Below are 16873 nucleotides of genomic sequence, written 5' to 3'. Positions count from 1 at the left end.
TGAAAACGTTCAGACGGCCTTTTATCGTTTTATCGATTAGCGTTCGCTCAACGCTTGTTTCATACGCGTGATCGGTTTGATCAGGTATTGGAAGATGGTTTTTTCACCGGTTTTGATGTCTACCGTTGCGACCATACCCGGAATAATCGGCATAGGTTTGCCGTTTTTGTCTTTCAGGGAGTTATTTTCGGTTTGGACGAGAACACGGTAATAGACTTGGTTTGGGTCAAGTTTTAAGTCGTTGGCACGGTTTTGCATGGAGTTGCTGACGGTATCGGCGCCAACGAGGGTAACTTTGCCTTCCAAGCCGCCGTAGATGGAGTAGTCGTATGCGCTGACTTTAACCAATGCAGGTTGGCCTACGCGGATAAAGGCGATGTCTTGCGGGCGGATATAGGCTTCGACCAGCAGTTTGTCGTCAACCGGGACGATTTGCATGATGTCTTCGCCTGCGTTCACAACGCCGCCGATGGTGGTGACTTTTATGCCTTTGACGATGCCGCGCATAGGAGCACGGATTTGCGAGCGTTCAACCGGGTCGGCACGCATGGCAACGTTTTCTTTGGATTGCGCCAGTTCAGATTCGGCTTGCAAAAGTTCGTTGTTGGCATCGGCTTTGTAGCGGTTGCGGCGTTCGGAGATTTGGGTGGCTAAGTCTGCGGAATCGCGGCGCATTCTTAAAAGTTCGACTTCGGAAACATAACCTTCGGAAACAAGAGGAGCAGTAATGGCAATCTCTCGATCAAGTGCGGCCTTGCTTTGGGATAGGCCGTTGATGGCATCCACCATGACTTGGCGGCGTGCTTTGTAGGCGGCAATTTCGCGACGGCGAAGCTCAGGGCTCACGCTGTCTGGGAAGGAGAGCTTGGTTCCGTAGGCTTCAGCTTTAAGGCGGGCAATAGTGGCTTCGAGGTTTGCGACTTTGGCTTCGCTTTCGCGCAAAACGGCGGAGCTGCGTGTGTCGTCTAGTTTCATCAGAATCTGATCTTTCTCGACCATATCGCCTTCTTTAACCATGATTTCGGTTACGATGCCGGGATCCAGGCTTTGGATTACTTGCTCACGGCTGCTGGGAATGATATTGCCGTTGCCACGGGTAACTTCTTCGACAGGGCTGTTGTAAGCCCAAATAACGAAGACAATCATCAGAATAAAAAACAGGATGATGACAATAAACTGGCCACTGTGTTTTTCTTTTTGAAGGGCGGCGTTGAGGTCATTGATAAGGTCGAGATCTTTGGATTTGACGTTGTTTTCGCGGCTCATAATCGTGTGTCTTTATTGTGTTTGGTGGATTTTAACCATTAGGGCAGGCTGTCTGAAAGGGCAAGTAGGTTTCAGACGGCCTTTTGCTTTATCGTGCTGCTGATTGAGAGGCAGTGGCGGCTTGTTGCTGTTGTTTAACGTTGGCTGCTTTGGCCTGTTCGTTTTGCATGAGTTTTTGCAATACCAGGTCACGCGGGCCGTCCATCACGACTTTACCATTGTCCATCACAATGATGCGGTTGACGATTTGCAGCACTTGCGGACGGTGCGTCACCAAAAGCATGGTGCGGTTGCGACCCCATTGGGCAATGGCATTGAGCGCCATGCGTTCGGTAGCTTGATCCAGGCTGGTGGTCGGCTCATCCAGCAAGACGACTTTCGGGTTGCGCAAGGTCATGCGTGCCAAGGCGATGATTTGTTTTTGACCGCCGGACAAGCCCAAACCGTCTTCACCCAAAGGCATATCCAAACCACGTGGATGGTTGCGGATGATTTTGTCGAGGCCGAAACGGTTGAGCGCAGTCAGTAAGTCTTGGTCGGTAGAGTAGCTGCCGGTACGTGCTAAGTCCATGTTTTCACGCAATGTGCCGAGGAACAGGCGTGGTGATTGGCTCAACAGCAGGACTTGATCGCGCAGGAAGTTGGGGTCAAGCTGGCGCATATCGACGCCGTCAAGGGTAACGTTGCCTTTTTCAGTGTCGTACAGACCGCTGGCCAGTTTGAGCATGGTGCTTTTACCGCTGCCGATACGGCCCAAAATACCGACTTTTTCGCCCGGTTTGATGGTCAGGCGCAAATCTTCGACGGCGCTGTTGTTGTCGGCTTGATATTTGAACGATACGTTTTCAAAGGTAATACTGCCTTGAACGTTGTCCAAAGTAATGTATTTGCGTTCCGGATTGCGCTCGATAGGGCGGGTAACGATGTCGTTTACGCCTTTGAGGGCAAGTTTGGCCTGTTGGAAACGGGTGGCCAAACCGGCGATTTGTGCCAATGGAGCTAAAGCGCGGCCGGATAGGATCACGGAGGCAATCAATGCACCCATGGTGATACGTTCCGCATGGTTGTCGGCATGAATCAGATAGGTACCGACGACGACCAAGAAGACGGTATTGAGCTGCTGCATGGCAACGGCGAAGTTGACCATGAAGTTGCTGGTGTCTTTGACTTTGATGGAAGAAGCGGAAGTTTTGGCAGTGTATTCGTCCCAACGTTGTTGCGCCCAAGATGTGGCGTTGTTGGTTTTCAGGGTTTCGATGCCTTCGATGGCTTCAACGGCAAGGCCGGAGCGTTGCGAACCTTCTTTCATCGATTCGTTGATGTGGCGAGAGAGCGGGCGTTGTACGACAAAACCGACAATCACGACAATCGGAATGATGATCAGGGGAACGAGTGCCAGTTTGCCGCCAACCATGGAAATCACGAAGATAAATAGCAACAGGAAAGGCAAGTCGACGATGGTCAACAAGCTGGCACTGGTCATAAACTCGCGCACGGCTTCAAATTCGCGCAGGTTGCTGGCGTATGAACCGGAGGAAGCAGGACGGTCTGCCAAACGCAATGCCATCACGCGGCGGAACAGGGCGGAGCTGATGATCAGGTCGGCCTTTTTACCGGCAATATCGGTCAAATGACCGCGAATCATCTTGGCGGCAAACTCAAACAAAATCGCCAAGACCACGCCGATGCTCAATACCCACAAGGTTTCATAGGCTTGGTTGGGAATCACGCGGTCGTACACGTTCATCACATATAAAGAGCTGACGAGCGCAAGGAAGTTAATGATGATGGTGGCCAAAATGACTTGGTAGTAGTAGCTGCGGAAACGCCAAATGACTTTCCAAAACCATGCTTTGGGCAAATGGTATTCAGGCAGCTCCGAGCGCATATCGGTAGCCATTTTGGGTTTGATAAACCAGCAGTAGCCCAAATACAGGCCGGAGAGCTGCTCGTGGCTGAGTTCCTGTTCCAAACCGTCGACTTGGCGGATATGGTATTTGCGCTCTTGGCCGGAACCTTCGATTTGGGTGATAACCGCTGCTTCTTCGTTGTGCAGGATAATCATGACCGGCACGGCGAGCGAGGGGATGTCTTCTAGATTGCGTTTGGATAAGGTGTTTTCAAAGCCATGGCTGCGCAGGACTTCGACCAGTGAGTGATAGTTGACCTTGAGCTTTTTGTCGCGCACGACTTCGGCGGATAAAGCGGCTTCGGATACGGGCGCACCCAAAAGGCGGGTCACTAAAACGATGTGTTCAATGATGGCTTTCATATTTTTTCGCGTAATGTTTTTGGTTTAACCGGCGGATATGGCTTTATTTTTGTGCCAAACCGACCCAAGCGGAGATCTTGGCCTGGGTATTTAAATAGTCGAGCGCTGCATCGCGGAAATCGTTGCGGGCGGCAACGTAATCCTGTTCGATGGAGGATAACTCGCTGTATGCGCTCAAAACGTCGGTCAGCGTACGTCTTGCAACTCTAAATTGCATTTCATAGGCTTTGATAACATCTTTTTGAGCAAGAATATGTTGAGCTGTTAATGCGGTGCGCTGTTCACTTTCCTGCATATCGATGGCCGACGTTTGAACGCGTTCGTTCATGTCGCGCAGGATTTGTTCGGACTTGGCCTCTGCGGCAATCAATGATTTGGCATTGCGCTCTACATTGTGTCGTGCGGCAATATCCAGCACATTCCATGCAACGTTTAAATAAAGCTGTCTGGTGTTGCGCGTTGCACTGCCTTCCAAATTGAGGGCAGGCAGGCGTTCGGCTTTGGACGCATCCAAATCTGCACGGACGCTGTCGCGTTCGGCTAATTGTGCCTGATAGGACGGATTATTGTTGCGGTTGGGGTTGTTGTAGCGTTCGCTGATGGATTTTGCCGTGTCGTTTTTAAACGGATCTTCCAAATCGTTGGCAGTCAGCTGGCGTGAGGTATAGCGGGACAGGCGGCTCAGCGCCAAATCCATGGTGCGGCGTTGTTGGGCAATGATGTTTGCCACTTGTAGTTGGCGTGCGCGCGCTTCAATCAGTTCAAAGTTGCGACCGGCATCCTGTTTGACGATTGTGGTCAGGGTTTTTATGAGGGCGTTATGGCGCGCCAAAGTCTGTTCGTTGAGGATCAGGGTTTCTTTTGCACGCAATGCGCTCAGGTAGAGGCGGCCGATATCGCTGCCCAGCTGCTCTTGGCTTTCGGTGTATTTGTGTTGATAGTATTCTTCGCGGCTGCGGTCGCGGCGGACGGCGGCTTCAATTGCACCCCATGAGTAGATGTTTACGCTGCCGCGCACGCCGATACCGTCATCCATGTCGTTGCTGTTGTATTTATTGTGTTGCGCCAGCACTTTCGTGCCGGTCAGGGTAACGACAGGATAATGGCGCGCACGCGTGGCTTTGGTCGTGCTTTGCGCAGCTTCTTGAGTGGCTTTGGCTTCACGCACAATCGGATCGCTGATTAAAGCGTCCCTGAGGATGTCTTGCAGGCTGTATGCATAGGCCGTCTGAAACGGCAGCAGACAGCAGGCGACGGCAACGGCCGATGACAATAAACGGGGCTTTGTGGGGGAAGAATAAATATGCGACATGATTTTTAACCAAATGATTTATATATTATCGTTGTCCGTATCGGGTATTGCCTGAGGCATGACCGGGCGAATTTTGAACGAGAACACATACATTTACAAAGCATAGAGCATTTTTTCCAGCTTTTCACAATATTCTGATAAAAGGTCGAGATACATGCCTTAAAGTATATTATTGCAGAGCGCGACTATCGTTTCTAATGATTTTAATGTAAAAAATCTATCAAAAAGGCCGTCTGAAAGGATTTCAGACGGCCTTTTTCAACCTTAATCCTTACGTTGCAATACAGCGGCAAAGAAGCCGTCGGTTTGGTGTTCTCCAGAGTTGAGGCGCAGGTATTTTCCGGTATCCAAATCGATCTTCAGGCTTTGCAGCAGTTCGGCGCCGTTAACGAGTTCAAACTCGAGATGCTCGGACAGGAAACGTTCGACTTGCAGCTCGTTTTCTTCCGGCAACACGCTGCAGGTGGCGTAAACCAAACGGCCTTGCGGTTTTACCAGTTTGGAGGCGGCATCGAGGATGCTGTGTTGCTGTTCCAAAAGGTTGGCCACGGTCTCTGCGGATTGGCGGTATTTAAGGTCAGGATTGCGGCGTAAAGTACCCAAACCGGAGCAGGGCGCGTCCACCAATACACGGTCTGCTTTGCCTGTTAGTCGGGCGATACGGGTATCGTGTTCGCTGCTGATGCGTTTGGGATGGATGTTGGTCAGTCCGGCGCGGGTCATGCGCGGTTTGAGGTTGGCAAGGCGTTTTTCGGCGATGTCGAAGGCGTAGATTCTGCCTTTATTGGCCATTTGCGCACCGACAGCCAAGGTTTTACCGCCGGCGCCGGCACAGAAATCGACAATGATTTCGCCGCGTTTTGCGCCCACCAATAAGGCAAGCAGCTGGCTGCCTTCGTCTTGGACTTCCAGCGTGCCGTCCAAAAACAGCTCGTGTTTGTTAAGCGCGATTTTGTTTTTCAGGCGGATGCCCCAAGGCGAATAAGGCGTTGCCTCTGCATCGGCACTTTCGGCTTGCAACAATGGCAGCACTTTATCGCGTTTGCCTTTCAAAGTATTGACGCGGATGTCGAGCGGGGCAGGTTGGTTGATGCTGCGGCCGAAGGCGAGGATTTCTTCTTCGCTCCAATGCTGTTGCAGCTGTTCTACCAGCCATTGCGGCAATTCTGCGGCCGTATTCAGGCCGTCTGAAAACTCGGTTTTACGGGCTTTCAAATTGCCGAGGAACTCTGTTTCTTCTTCATCAAGCAGGTCTTTGATTTGGCTGATGTTGGTACTTCTGCCGAGAATCAGTGCGGCGAGAGCGGCTTTGCGCGGCTGCGCGTGCGGACGGCGCAGGGCAGTGCTGATTTTTTGATAGTGGCGCAGCGCGGCAAAGGCGGTTTCGGCGATTTCGTGGCGATCTTGACGGCCGAGCTTTTTGTGTTCGCGGAAATAGGCGGAGAGGACAGCATCGGAAGGCTGTTTGAAAGTCAGCATTTCAGCCAAAACTTTGGCGGTATGGTCGAGTTGTGCGGCGTTCATAATGTAATGGGTTTCTCTTAAAGTTAGTAAAGGGTTTCAGACGGCCTTCATGATGCGTTCGATTTCGTGCCAAAAGCCGTCCGGCCGTAATTCCAAAACGGCAATCAAGTCTTGGTCGATACGGCGGATTTCGGTTTCGTTCAATGCTTCGGTTTCGGCGACACGCGCAGGCGCGAGATAGGCCATGCGGTCGAGCAAGTGATAACGCGCTTCTTGGCGTTCAAACCCGTATTCCGCCCAATCTTGAATATAGACGCCGCGCCAGCCGTATGGATTAAGTGGCGGCTCAAAAGCATGGAAACCTTGTGGAAAAAAGCCGATGCCGCGCACGATGGAAGCAGGAAGCAGATTTTCCGGCAGGCCTTGTGCGGTTAAGGTTGCTTTGCCTTGCGGCGTATGCAGCAGCTGGGATTGCTGCACCAGTTTGGTGGCTTTGTCCGTCAGCATGTCTTTAGGATTGAGGCCGCGCAGGTTTTGCGCTTGGTCTCCGCCGTAGTATTTACACGCCAGCTCGATATGGTAGGGCTGTTGGTTGAGGGAAACGACGAAATCCGCAGCGCCTAAGGTTTGGCCGTCTGAAAAAACGGGCAGATTGTATGCGTGCAGTTTGGCGTGCGGCGCGTTGGCAAACCAAAAAGTCAACAGCTCTTCAGCATAAATGCCGAGACGATGACCAAACGGGGCGCGTTGGGCGAGGTAATCCATCAGCGGTGCGGGATCGGCGTCCAATGCCAAAAGGTAGCGGAAACCGTGTTCCCCCAATAGTTCGCGCACGCTCAATTCGCAACCGTTTTGCCACAAAGGGGGCGCAGTCAGCAGCGAGGCGAGGTCGCGGACGGGTTGGCTGGTGAGCTTCCACCATAATGCGTCTAGGGCGTAATTCATGCTTATCCGAATATCAGTCATGCCGTCTGAAAGGCTGGAAATGTTTTCAGACGGCCTTAATCAGTCTTTTTTATGGATACGGTGGCTGACGGTATTGAAAAAACCGCGCAGGATATCGATGTCTTCGGTTTGCGTGTTGGCGCGTCCGAACAGGCTCTGCATACGGCGCATCAGGCGCTCGCCGTTGCGGCGGTTGAAAAAGCCGATGTCGTTCATCACGCTTTCCATGTGGGCAACCATGCCTTTGATTTGCTCGTGGGTCGCGGCGTGGTCTTCCTGTTGCAGATGGGTCATGGGCGAATCGGTTTGACTGAAGATTTCGTAGCACACGACCTGCACGGCTTGGGCGAGGTTGAGCGAGAAATAGTCGGGATTGCCGTTGATGGTCATCAGTCGGTTGCAGGCCTGCACTTCTTCTATGCTCAAGCCGAAAGTTTCGTTGCCGAAGACCAGTGCCACTTTCTCGCCGCGGTTGGCGGCCTGCAGTAATTCGGGCACCAAATCGCGCGGGGTTTGCAGCGGCGCGGTGATTTCGCGGCGGCGGCTGGTCAGGGCGCAGGCGATGGTGGTGTCGGCAAGGGCTTCGTCCAAAGAAGCGGCAATGGTGGCATTTTCCAAAACGTCTGCCGCACCGGATGCGAGGATGAAACTTTCTTCCGGTAATTTAAACGATTGCGGATGCTCCGGATCAAATACGGGAGGATTTTCCGTCATCGGCGTTGCCATCAGATTGGGGGCGACGATGGTCAGTTTGTGCAGGCCCATCGTTTTCATGGCGCGCGCGGCGGAGCCGATATTGGCAGGATGGCTGGTGCGCGTGAGGATGATGCGGATGTTGTCCAGATAAGCGGGCAGGGCGGGTTTTTCGGAAGTCATGTTTTGTTTTCTGTTTGTACGGGAATCAGGTATAATGCGCCATCTTTTTGTTTTCAGACGGCCTTTTTCCATGCCGTCTGAAATGTTCTTTAACAGCATCGGAAACGATTAACAGCCTCTTGTGTGCCTTGTTCGGCGCATTAGGGCGTATTTTACCTGAATTAGGAAGAAAACCATGAATCCGTTTTTAAATACCGCTTTCAAAGCCGCCCGTAAAGCAGGGCAAATGATGATTCGCGCCGCCGGCAATCTGGATGCCGTCAAAGTAGACAGCAAAGCATTCAACGACTTCGTTTCCGATGTTGACCGCAGCTCCGAAATGATTTTGGTGGAAGCGCTTAAAGAAGCCTATCCGCATCACAAAATCACTTGCGAAGAAGGCGGCTCCCACGGTAAAGCCACCGCCGAGTACGAATGGATTATCGACCCGCTCGACGGCACAACCAACTTCCTTCACGGCCATCCACAATACGCCATCTCTATGGCACTCCTGCATAAAGGCGTGTTGCAAGAAGCTTTGGTGTACGCACCTGAGCGTAACGATGTATATATGGCTTCCCGCGGCAAAGGCGCGTTGCTCAACGACCGTCGTATCCGCGTTTCCAACCGCATCGAATTGAACCGCTGCCTGATCGGTACCGGCTTCCCTGTTGTCGATCAAAGCATGATGGACAAGTATCTGGCAATTTTAAAAGATTTCTTGTCAAAAACCGCCGGCGGCCGTCGTGAAGGCGCGGCTTCTTTGGATTTGTGTGCCGTTGCGGCCGGCCGTTTGGACGGTTTCTTCGAGTTCAACCTCAAACCTTGGGATATTGCCGCCGGTGCATTGATTGTCCAAGAAGCAGGCGGCATCGTTACCGATATGTCCGGCAATGAAGGCTGGCTGGAAAGCGGCGACATCGTTGCGGCCAATCCTAAGGTATTGGCGCAAATGCTGAAAATTATTTCTGATCACTAATAAGCGTTTATAGGGAACGGTCTGTATTTATCTTTGCAGGCTAGAGTTTCAACAATCGGTAAAAGGCCGTCTGAAACCTGAAATAGGGTTTCAGACGGCCTTTTGTTTTGTTGTTAACGGATTCGGATAGAAGCTGAAAATACGGCTTTTAAAGGAAGCATTTTTAATTTTGTCTGTATTTTCTATTGCTTCGCAGTTATGATGTAGATACGTTTGGCTGAAATAATGCCGCATGCAATCATAAAAATAGAAAGCAGAGGAGAATAATGAAACGAGATTTTGAAGCAGTAAAACGCATTGTCATTAAGATTGGAACCAGTTCTTTGGTGTTGCCAAACGGCAAAATCAATTTGGCAAAAATCGACCAACTGGCCTTTGTCATTTCCAGCTTGGTCAGTAAGGGCAAAGAAATTGTGCTGGTGTCTTCCGGCGCGATGGGCTTTGGGTTGAATGTCCTCAATATGGAAAAACGTCCGGCAGAAATGGCGCAGCAGCAGGCTGTTTCTAGCGTCGGCCAAGTGGCCATGATGAGCCTTTACTCGCAGATTTTTTCCCATTATCGGATGACGGTATCGCAAATCCTGCTGACGCGTGATGTGGTCGAATATCCGGAAAGTTTGGCAAACGTTACCAATGCTTTTGAATCCCTGCTTTCCATCGGCGTCATCCCTATTGTTAATGAGAACGACGCTGTCAGCGTAGACGAGATGGACCATGCCACCAAGTTTGGCGATAACGACCGTTTGTCGGCGGTCGTGGCGAAAATCGTTAAAGCCGATTTACTGATTATGTTGTCCGATATCGACGGTTTGTTTGATAAAAATCCGGCCGTTCACGCCGATGCCAAGCTGCGCAGCCATGTTGCAGATATTACTGAAGAAATTATTGCTTCTGCCGGCGGCTCGGGCAGTAAGTTTGGTACAGGCGGCATGCTCAGTAAGATTAAGAGCGCGCAGATGATGTTTGAACATCACGGCCAGATGGTGTTGATGAACAGCGCTAATCCGCGCGATATTCTTCAGGTTTTAGATGGCGCGCCTATCGGAACTTGGTTTGCACAAGAGAAATAGGGAGGTTTGATGAGCTATATCGAACAGTTGGGCAAGAATGCCCAAAAAGCCAGTAAAACGTTAATCAGCTTGGGAAGCGTAGAAAAAAACAATCTGCTGCGTCAGGTCGCAACGGCGTTGGTTGAACAGGCTGAGATAATTTTGGCGGAAAATGCCCGCGATTTGGCCACTGCAAAAGAAAACGGCATTTCGGACATTATGCTCGACAGGCTGCGCTTGAATCATGAACGCATCAAAGGCATTGCGGAAGGCGTTGGGCAGGTTGCCGATTTACAGGACCCGATTGGGCAGGTTGTCCGTGGCTATACCAATCTGGACGGTTTGAAGATTGTTCAGAAACGCGTGCCTTTGGGCGTGGTTGCCATGATTTTTGAAAGCCGCCCCAATGTTTCAGTTGATGCGTTCTCTCTGGCCTTTAAAACCGGCAATGCCATTATTTTGCGTGGCGGTCGCGACGCGATCCATTCAAATACCGCATTGATTGCCGTCATCAGGCAGGCTTTGGTAAAAGCGGGAATGGATGCCGATGTAGTGCAGCTGGTTGAAGATACCAGTCATGCCGCTGCCGAGGAATTGATGCAGGCAATCGATTATATTGATGTGCTGATTCCGCGCGGCGGCGCGCGCTTGATTCAGACGGTGAAAGAGAAATCGAAAGTTCCCGTCATTGAAACCGGAGTCGGTAATTGCCATATTTATGTGGACGACAGTGCCGATTTGGAGATGGCAGTCGATATCGTCGTGAACGCCAAAACGCAGCGTCCGAGCGTGTGCAATGCAGCTGAATCTTTGGTTGTCCACGAAAAGATAGCGGAGGCGTTTTTGCCCAAACTGGAAGAAGCAGTTGCCAAAGTGCATCCGGTCGAATTTAGAGCCGATCAGGAAGCACTGCGTATGTTTAAAAATGCTGTTTTGGTAACCGAGGAAGATTACAGTACCGAGTTTCTTGACTATATTATGTCGGTCAAGACAGTGAAATCGGTGGAAGAAGCCGTCGATTGGATTAACGACCATACGACGCATCACTCGGAAGCGATTGTGACCCAAAGCATTGCCCATGCCGAGTTTTTTCAAGAAAGCATTGATGCAGCGGCGGTTTATGTCAATGCGTCCACTCGGTTTACCGACGGCTTTGTTTTCGGATTGGGCGCGGAAATCGGTATTTCCACCCAAAAAATGCACGCCCGCGGCCCGATGGGTTTGGAAGCGCTGACTTCGACCAAATTTTATATCAACGGCAACGGTCAGATCCGACGTTGAGAAACACCCCCTCAATTCCATCAATTTGCGTATAATGGCGGGAAATTTGATTTTCCCCGAACAACCGATTTAGTAAAAGGAACACACATGTCCTCTATCCACGATCAAATCAAAGAAGTCGTAACCACCCACCGCGTCGTATTGTTCATGAAAGGCACGAAGCAGTTCCCACAATGCGGCTTCTCTTCCCGCGCCGTACAAATCCTGAATGCGGCAGGTTGCACCGACTATGTGACTGTCAACGTATTGGAAAACGATGCCGTACGCCAAGGCATTAAAGAATACAGCGACTGGCCGACTATTCCTCAACTGTACGTCAACGGCGAATTTGTCGGCGGTTCTGACATTTTGATGGAAATGTACGAAGCCGGCGAACTGCAAGAATTGCTGAAAGCTTAATCATCTACAATATTCCGTAATGTAAAATTGTTGACAAAGGCCGTCTGAAACCCTGATTCAGACGGCCTTTCGCATAAATACGCACTTTGCGCGCCATGCGAAAAAAAGTATAATCCCCCTCCATCAACGCAATTCGGAAAATCAACATGAACGTTACCGTTATCAACCACCCTTTAGTCCGCCACAAACTCACGCTGATGCGTGAAGCGGATTGCAGCACTTACAAATTCCGCACGCTTACCACCGAGTTGGCACGTCTGATGGCATATGAGGCCAGCCGTGACTTTGAAACCGAAAAATACATTATTGACGGCTGGTGCGGCTCTATTGAAGGCGACCGCATCAAAGGCAAAACGCTGACCGTCGTCCCGATTTTGCGTGCCGGTTTGGGTATGCTCGACGGCGTACTCGACCTGATTCCGACTGCCAAAATCAGCGTTGTCGGCTTGCAGCGCGATGAAGAAACTTTGAAACCGGTTTCTTATTTTGAAAAATTTGTCGACAGCATGGACGAACGTCCCGCGCTGATTATTGACCCAATGTTGGCGACCGGCGGCTCTATGGTTGCGACCATCGACTTACTGAAAGCCAAAGGTTGCAGCAATATCAAAGCATTGGTATTGGTTGCCGCTCCGGAAGGCGTGAAAGCCGTCAATGACGCGCATCCTGATGTAACCATCTACACTGCCGCGCTCGACAGTCACTTGAACGAACACGGCTACATCATCCCAGGCTTGGGCGATGCCGGCGATAAGATTTTCGGTACACGTTAATTGAAATGTTTAAGGCCGTCTGAAAAGTGTCAAACATCAACTTTCAGACGGCCTTGTTATATGGTTTGCTTTAAAACCCACATCAGAAAGGACAATCATGAGCTTCCAAGATAATCTGGCCACCATGCCTGCTATCGACCATTTGAGCGGCTTGGATATTTTCGATAAAGAGGACAATGTGGTTCATCACATTCCCAATGCGCCCGGCAAACAAGGCTCGCTCAAGCTTTACTATGCTTTGGCACAAGAGTTTGACAGCAAGCTGGATGCAGCGGCAGCAGAACGCGGCCTGGCATGGTTTGCCGAACATGTTGCCGATGCCGAAGCCAATCCGGGTAAACATCCGAATATTGATTTGCTGTTTAAAGTGAAAGCTGACAATATCAGCCTGACTTTGAAACCATTGGCTGCTTAATGAATACAAAAAAGGCCGTCTGAAAACAATTTTCAGACGGCCTTTTTATATGCTTAAAGCCTTAAGCGATAGAAGCTTCAACGAATGCAGTCAGTTGACCTTTAGCCAATGCGCCGACTTTAGTGGCAACGTTTTCGCCGTTTTTGAACACCATCAGGGTAGGGATGCCGCGAACGCCAAATTTGGCAGGAGTGGCTTCATTGTCGTCGATGTTGATTTTAACGACTTTCAGACGGCCTTGGAATTCGGAGGCGATGTCGTCCAAGATTGGGGCAATCATTTTGCAAGGGCCGCACCATGGTGCCCAGAAGTCCAGCAATACAGGTACGTCGGATTTCAAAACGTCTTGTTCGAAGCTGGCATCGCTGGCGTGGATAATCAATTCGCTGCTCATGTTTGTTTCCTTTTAAATCGGGATTAATAAATACGTTGTTCAGAATAGTGGCAGACAGGGAAAATTTCAAGTGCCGCCACCCGGTAATAGTTTTTTTGAAATGTGCCTATCGTAATCCTTAAAGATTCAGACGGCCTCTTGAACCATGTGGCCGGAGTGTGCAATCAAATGGCGCGTATAGTCGCTGCTTGGATTGGCAAACACGTTTTCGCATTCGCCTTCCTCAACGACTTTGCCGTCTTTCAACACCATCACGCGGTGGGAAATGGCGCGGATGACGGCGAGGTCGTGGCTGATGATGATGAAGGCGAGGCCGTATTCTTTTTGCAGGCTGCTGAGCAATTCAAGGATTTGTTGTTGCCATTGGACATCAAGCGCGCTGGTTGGTTCATCCAATACGAGGATTTTTGGGCGGACAATGATGGCGCGGGCGATGGCGAGGCGTTGGCGCTGGCCGCCGGAGAATGCGTGCGGATAGCGTTCAAGTGCGTCTTCGGGCAGACCGACTTGTTTGAGGACTTCCTCGACGCGGCGGCGCATTTCTTCGCGCGGCATTTCAGGTTCGTGTACGCGTAAGGCCTCTGAAACGGTATCGAAGACGTTCATGCGCGGATTGAATGCGCCGAACGGGTCTTGGAACACCATTTGGATTTCGCGTCTCAATTCGCGTTTCCATGGCTCGCCGTTGACAATCAGGCTGCCTTCGGAATCGATAAGGTGCATAACGGCTTTCGCCAGCGTGGTTTTGCCGCAACCGCTTTCGCCAATGATGCCCAATGTCTCCCCTGATTTGAGATCGAAAGAAATGGGGTTGAGGATGGTTTTGTCGCGTTTTTTAAACCAGCCGTCTGATTCTTTGATGGAAAAGGCGATTTGTTCGGCCTTGAGTACGGTGGCTGGGTTTGCAGGTAAAGGAGCCACTTTGCGCATTGTGCCGGCGTTGAGCAGCATTTTGGTGTATTCGTGCTGCGGATTGGCGAAGACTTCGGCTGCTTTGCCGGTTTCGAGAATACGGCCGTTACGCATAACGGCGACATCATCGGCAAAACGGCGTACAAGGTTCAAGTCGTGCGTAATGTAGAGCATGGTCATGCCGTGGTCTTCCTGCAGGCGTGAGAGCAGGTCGAGAATTTGGGCTTGAACGGCAACGTCCAAAGCAGTGGTCGGTTCGTCGGCAATCAGGAGCTTGGGCTGGGCTGATACGGCCATGGCAATCATGGCGCGTTGGCGTTGTCCGCCGGAAAGTTGGAAAGGGTATGCCTGGGCTTTTTGCTCGGGCTGGTGGATGCCGGTTTCGTCCAGGAGTTCGATAGCGCGCACCCATGCCTGTTTTTTATCCAAACCCAAATGCAGGGACAGGACTTCGGCGATTTGTTCGCCGACACGCATGACGGGGTTGAGGGCGGTCATCGGTTCTTGAAACACCATGCCGATTTCGCGACCGCGCAGTTTTTGCAGGGCGCGTTCGGGCTGCGTCAGCAGATCGGTTCCGCAATATTTCAGACTGCCTTCAAAGGTAACCATCGGATTGAGGCGCATAATGCCTTGCGACAATACGGTTTTGCCGCTGCCGCTCTCGCCGACCAATGCCAGTTTGCGGCCAGGTTGCAGGGTAAGGTTGATATCGTACAAAACTTGTTTGCTCGGAAAGGAGCCGTTTAGGTTTTCGATTTCGAGTATAGGTGTAGTCATGGTCGTGGCCATCTGAAAAGTTTGTTGATGACAGATTTTCAGACGGCCTGCATGAATCAAGGGGCCGTCTGAAACAGCGGTTTAGTCTTGAAACTGTTCTTTGAGTTTGCGTTTTAATACTTTGCCTGTGGCATTGCGCGGCAGCTCGTCTTGGAAGATGACTTGTTTGGGGATTTTAAAGTTTGCCAACAGGCCGCGCAGGTGGCTGCGGACTTCGGCTTCTTCCAGTTTCATGCCTTCTTTGAGTTGGATAAAGGCAATGATTTCTTCATCGGCGTATTGGTCTTTCACGCCGATTACGGCAGTGGCTTCCACAGCTTCGAGTTTGTAGATGGCTTCTTCGATTTCGCGCGGATAGACGTTTTGGCCTTTGGAGATAATCAGGTCTTTTTTGCGGTCAACGATGAAGATGAAGCCATCTTCGTCTATGGTGACGAAGTCGCCGGTTTTCAGCCAACCGTTAACAATGGTTTCATCTGTGGCATCAGGCATATTGAGGTAGCCTTGCATCACCGAGTCGCCTTTGACGATGAGTTCGCCCACTTCGCCGCGCGGCACTTCGATCAATTCGTCATCGACGGCTTTCACGGTGAGGCCGGGCAGGGCAACGCCGACGCTGGCGGTTTTTTGGCGGTCGGGCGTATTGACGGCCACAACGGGCGAGCATTCGCTCAAGCCGTAGCCTTCCAGCAATTTGGCGCGCGGGAATTTGGCTTTAAAGTCGTCAATGGTTTGTTCGGCCAGAGGCGCGCCGCCGCTGATAAACAGGCGGACGCGGTTGAACCATCTGAAATACCAAGGGATTTTGGCTTTGCTCATGGCAGTGTAAATAGCCGGTACGCCGAGAAAAACGGTAGCGCGTTTGAGTAAAACCTGTTTCAACACGTTGGAGAACGGGAAGACGGATTTGACCAAAATAATCGAGCAGGCTTGATATATCGGCAGCAAAACCATGGCAGTCAGCGTAAAGCTGTGGAACATGGGCAAGAAGACGACGAAGCGGTCTTTTTGCGAAATTTGGAAAATTTGTTCGATGCCCGAAAGGTTGGAAAACAGGTTGCTATAACTGATTAATGCGCCTTTGGGGTGGCCGGTTGTGCCGGAGGTGTAGATAATGTGCGCCAAATCGTTGGCAGACGGCTGACGGCTCAGATTCGGCTTGCCGGGGAATGTACGCGCGGCATCGAAATAGCTGTCATCGCCACTGGCGGCTTTGGTTTCGCCAATCCAGATGATTTTATTGACTTTGGTTTTGGCTTTGATGTTTTTGAGTTCTTTGGCCAACGGCGCGGAGGCGAACATAAAGCGTGCGCCGCAGTCATTAAGGATGTAGGAAAATTCTTCGCTTTTCAAAAAGACGTTGAGTGGGACGGCTACCGCGCCGATGGAAGTAATGGCGAAATAGGCGGCAATAAATTCGGGAGAGTTGGAAACGACAAGGGCGACCCTGTCGCTAAATTGTACGCCTTGGTGTTGCAGATAGGCGGCGACGGTTTCTACTTCGCGTTTGAGGGAGGAATAGCTGATTTTTTCTTTGTCGTTGAAAATGACTGTGCCTTTACCGTTTTTTTGGCAGGCTGCAGTCAGCATAGCGTAAAAATTAGGGTGGGTGTGCATTTCGGAGTTTGTGTCCATATTGTGTCGATTGATGTACGGTTTCGATGAACCGTTTATTTCGAAGGATAGGTTTTACATCCTATCGGTAAAATAAGCAAGAGGCCGTCTGAAAATACTTTCAGACGGCCTTGAGCTTTGCTGGGCTTAGGAAAGCAATATT

General features: G+C 50.9%; 15 protein-coding genes. 6 read left to right on the top strand and 9 right to left on the bottom strand.

Going from position 1 to position 16873, the window contains the following annotated elements; translation table 11 throughout:
- Positions 1-36 precede the first annotated feature (36 nt).
- The 6 genes from ACTHRE_RS02745 to ACTHRE_RS02720 form a co-directional block, all read right to left on the bottom strand.
- Entirely contained in the window at positions 37-1266 is a 1230-nt protein-coding gene (locus ACTHRE_RS02745; protein WP_377072277.1) for an HlyD family type I secretion periplasmic adaptor subunit, read from the bottom strand.
- Positions 1267-1354: 88 nt separating this feature from the next.
- On the bottom strand, positions 1355-3538 hold the full coding sequence (locus ACTHRE_RS02740; protein ID WP_377072279.1) for a type I secretion system permease/ATPase: 2184 nt from the start codon (positions 3536-3538) through the stop codon (positions 1355-1357).
- A 43-nt stretch (positions 3539-3581) separates the two neighbouring features.
- Positions 3582-4850: a TolC family protein gene (locus ACTHRE_RS02735; protein ID WP_440345263.1), complete on the bottom strand. Its 1269-nt coding sequence runs from the start codon at positions 4848-4850 to the stop codon at positions 3582-3584.
- Positions 4851-5114: 264 nt separating this feature from the next.
- Positions 5115-6374 carry an RsmB/NOP family class I SAM-dependent RNA methyltransferase gene (locus ACTHRE_RS02730; RefSeq protein WP_377072282.1) on the bottom strand — a complete coding sequence of 420 codons (1260 nt, stop codon included), beginning with the start codon at positions 6372-6374 and terminating at the stop codon, positions 5115-5117.
- A 36-nt stretch (positions 6375-6410) separates the two neighbouring features.
- Positions 6411-7280 (bottom strand): DUF1853 family protein, encoded by an 870-nt coding sequence (locus ACTHRE_RS02725; RefSeq protein ID WP_377072284.1) that lies wholly within the window; start codon positions 7278-7280, stop codon positions 6411-6413.
- Positions 7281-7319: 39 nt separating this feature from the next.
- Positions 7320-8135, bottom strand: a complete 816-nt coding sequence (locus tag ACTHRE_RS02720) for an RNA methyltransferase (RefSeq protein WP_049335615.1) — start codon at positions 8133-8135, stop codon at positions 7320-7322.
- Between the two features lie 175 nt (positions 8136-8310).
- Between ACTHRE_RS02720 and ACTHRE_RS02715 the strand changes: the two genes are divergently transcribed.
- The 6 genes from ACTHRE_RS02715 (at position 8311) to ACTHRE_RS02690 (ending at position 13010) form a co-directional block, all read left to right on the top strand.
- Positions 8311-9093, top strand: a complete 783-nt coding sequence (locus ACTHRE_RS02715; RefSeq protein WP_293191288.1) for an inositol monophosphatase family protein — start codon at positions 8311-8313, stop codon at positions 9091-9093.
- A 266-nt stretch (positions 9094-9359) separates the two neighbouring features.
- A complete protein-coding gene (gene proB, locus ACTHRE_RS02710; RefSeq protein ID WP_003683195.1) occupies positions 9360-10163 on the top strand; it encodes a glutamate 5-kinase in 804 nt (267 codons plus the stop codon).
- A 9-nt stretch (positions 10164-10172) separates the two neighbouring features.
- Positions 10173-11423 carry a glutamate-5-semialdehyde dehydrogenase gene (locus ACTHRE_RS02705; RefSeq protein WP_440344811.1) on the top strand — a complete coding sequence of 417 codons (1251 nt, stop codon included), beginning with the start codon at positions 10173-10175 and terminating at the stop codon, positions 11421-11423.
- Positions 11424-11510: 87 nt separating this feature from the next.
- Positions 11511-11822, top strand: a complete 312-nt coding sequence (gene grxD / locus ACTHRE_RS02700) for a Grx4 family monothiol glutaredoxin (protein ID WP_003681608.1) — start codon at positions 11511-11513, stop codon at positions 11820-11822.
- Positions 11823-11968: 146 nt separating this feature from the next.
- Positions 11969-12595, top strand: coding sequence for a uracil phosphoribosyltransferase (gene upp / locus ACTHRE_RS02695; protein WP_070712287.1), 627 nt, complete (start codon positions 11969-11971; stop codon positions 12593-12595).
- A gap of 97 nt (positions 12596-12692) precedes the next feature.
- Positions 12693-13010 (top strand): DUF2322 family protein, encoded by a 318-nt coding sequence (locus tag ACTHRE_RS02690; protein ID WP_377072289.1) that lies wholly within the window; start codon positions 12693-12695, stop codon positions 13008-13010.
- 61 nt (positions 13011-13071) lie between these two features.
- Here the strand turns inward: ACTHRE_RS02690 and trxA are convergent, their stop codons facing one another.
- The 3 genes from trxA to ACTHRE_RS02675 form a co-directional block, all read right to left on the bottom strand.
- Positions 13072-13404 (bottom strand): thioredoxin TrxA, encoded by a 333-nt coding sequence (trxA, locus tag ACTHRE_RS02685; protein ID WP_003681479.1) that lies wholly within the window; start codon positions 13402-13404, stop codon positions 13072-13074.
- A 126-nt stretch (positions 13405-13530) separates the two neighbouring features.
- Entirely contained in the window at positions 13531-15096 is a 1566-nt protein-coding gene (locus ACTHRE_RS02680; RefSeq protein ID WP_377072291.1) for an ABC transporter ATP-binding protein, read from the bottom strand.
- 81 nt (positions 15097-15177) lie between these two features.
- The gene (locus ACTHRE_RS02675) at positions 15178-16731 is read right to left on the bottom strand and encodes a fatty acid--CoA ligase (RefSeq protein WP_285070386.1); all 1554 of its coding nucleotides are present in this window, start codon (positions 16729-16731) and stop codon (positions 15178-15180) included.
- Positions 16732-16873: the final 142 nt, after the last annotated feature.

Source organism: Neisseria sp. P0001.S007 (genome assembly GCF_051963655.1).
Taxonomy (GTDB): domain Bacteria; phylum Pseudomonadota; class Gammaproteobacteria; order Burkholderiales; family Neisseriaceae; genus Neisseria; species Neisseria subflava_A.
Note: the sequence above shows the minus strand (reverse complement) of the source record. Positions and strands in the feature narration are given on the sequence as shown.

Excerpts from the sequence above, each read along its gene's own strand:
- proB (WP_003683195.1), top strand. The coding sequence starts at position 9,360 with ATGAAACGAGATTTTGAAGCAGTAAAACGCATTGTCATTAAGATTGGA.
- ACTHRE_RS02690 (WP_377072289.1), top strand. The coding sequence starts at position 12,693 with ATGAGCTTCCAAGATAATCTGGCCACCATGCCTGCTATCGACCATTTG.
- ACTHRE_RS02745 (WP_377072277.1), bottom strand. The coding sequence starts at position 1,266 with ATGAGCCGCGAAAACAACGTCAAATCCAAAGATCTCGACCTTATCAAT.
- ACTHRE_RS02740 (WP_377072279.1), bottom strand. The coding sequence starts at position 3,538 with ATGAAAGCCATCATTGAACACATCGTTTTAGTGACCCGCCTTTTGGGT.
- ACTHRE_RS02705 (WP_440344811.1), top strand. The coding sequence starts at position 10,173 with ATGAGCTATATCGAACAGTTGGGCAAGAATGCCCAAAAAGCCAGTAAA.
- upp (WP_070712287.1), top strand. The coding sequence starts at position 11,969 with ATGAACGTTACCGTTATCAACCACCCTTTAGTCCGCCACAAACTCACG.
- ACTHRE_RS02675 (WP_285070386.1), bottom strand. The coding sequence starts at position 16,731 with ATGGACACAAACTCCGAAATGCACACCCACCCTAATTTTTACGCTATG.
- ACTHRE_RS02680 (WP_377072291.1), bottom strand. The coding sequence starts at position 15,096 with ATGACTACACCTATACTCGAAATCGAAAACCTAAACGGCTCCTTTCCG.
- ACTHRE_RS02720 (WP_049335615.1), bottom strand. The coding sequence starts at position 8,135 with ATGACTTCCGAAAAACCCGCCCTGCCCGCTTATCTGGACAACATCCGC.
- ACTHRE_RS02725 (WP_377072284.1), bottom strand. The coding sequence starts at position 7,280 with ATGACTGATATTCGGATAAGCATGAATTACGCCCTAGACGCATTATGG.
- trxA (WP_003681479.1), bottom strand. The coding sequence starts at position 13,404 with ATGAGCAGCGAATTGATTATCCACGCCAGCGATGCCAGCTTCGAACAA.
- ACTHRE_RS02735 (WP_440345263.1), bottom strand. The coding sequence starts at position 4,850 with ATGTCGCATATTTATTCTTCCCCCACAAAGCCCCGTTTATTGTCATCG.
- grxD (WP_003681608.1), top strand. The coding sequence starts at position 11,511 with ATGTCCTCTATCCACGATCAAATCAAAGAAGTCGTAACCACCCACCGC.
- ACTHRE_RS02715 (WP_293191288.1), top strand. The coding sequence starts at position 8,311 with ATGAATCCGTTTTTAAATACCGCTTTCAAAGCCGCCCGTAAAGCAGGG.
- ACTHRE_RS02730 (WP_377072282.1), bottom strand. The coding sequence starts at position 6,374 with ATGAACGCCGCACAACTCGACCATACCGCCAAAGTTTTGGCTGAAATG.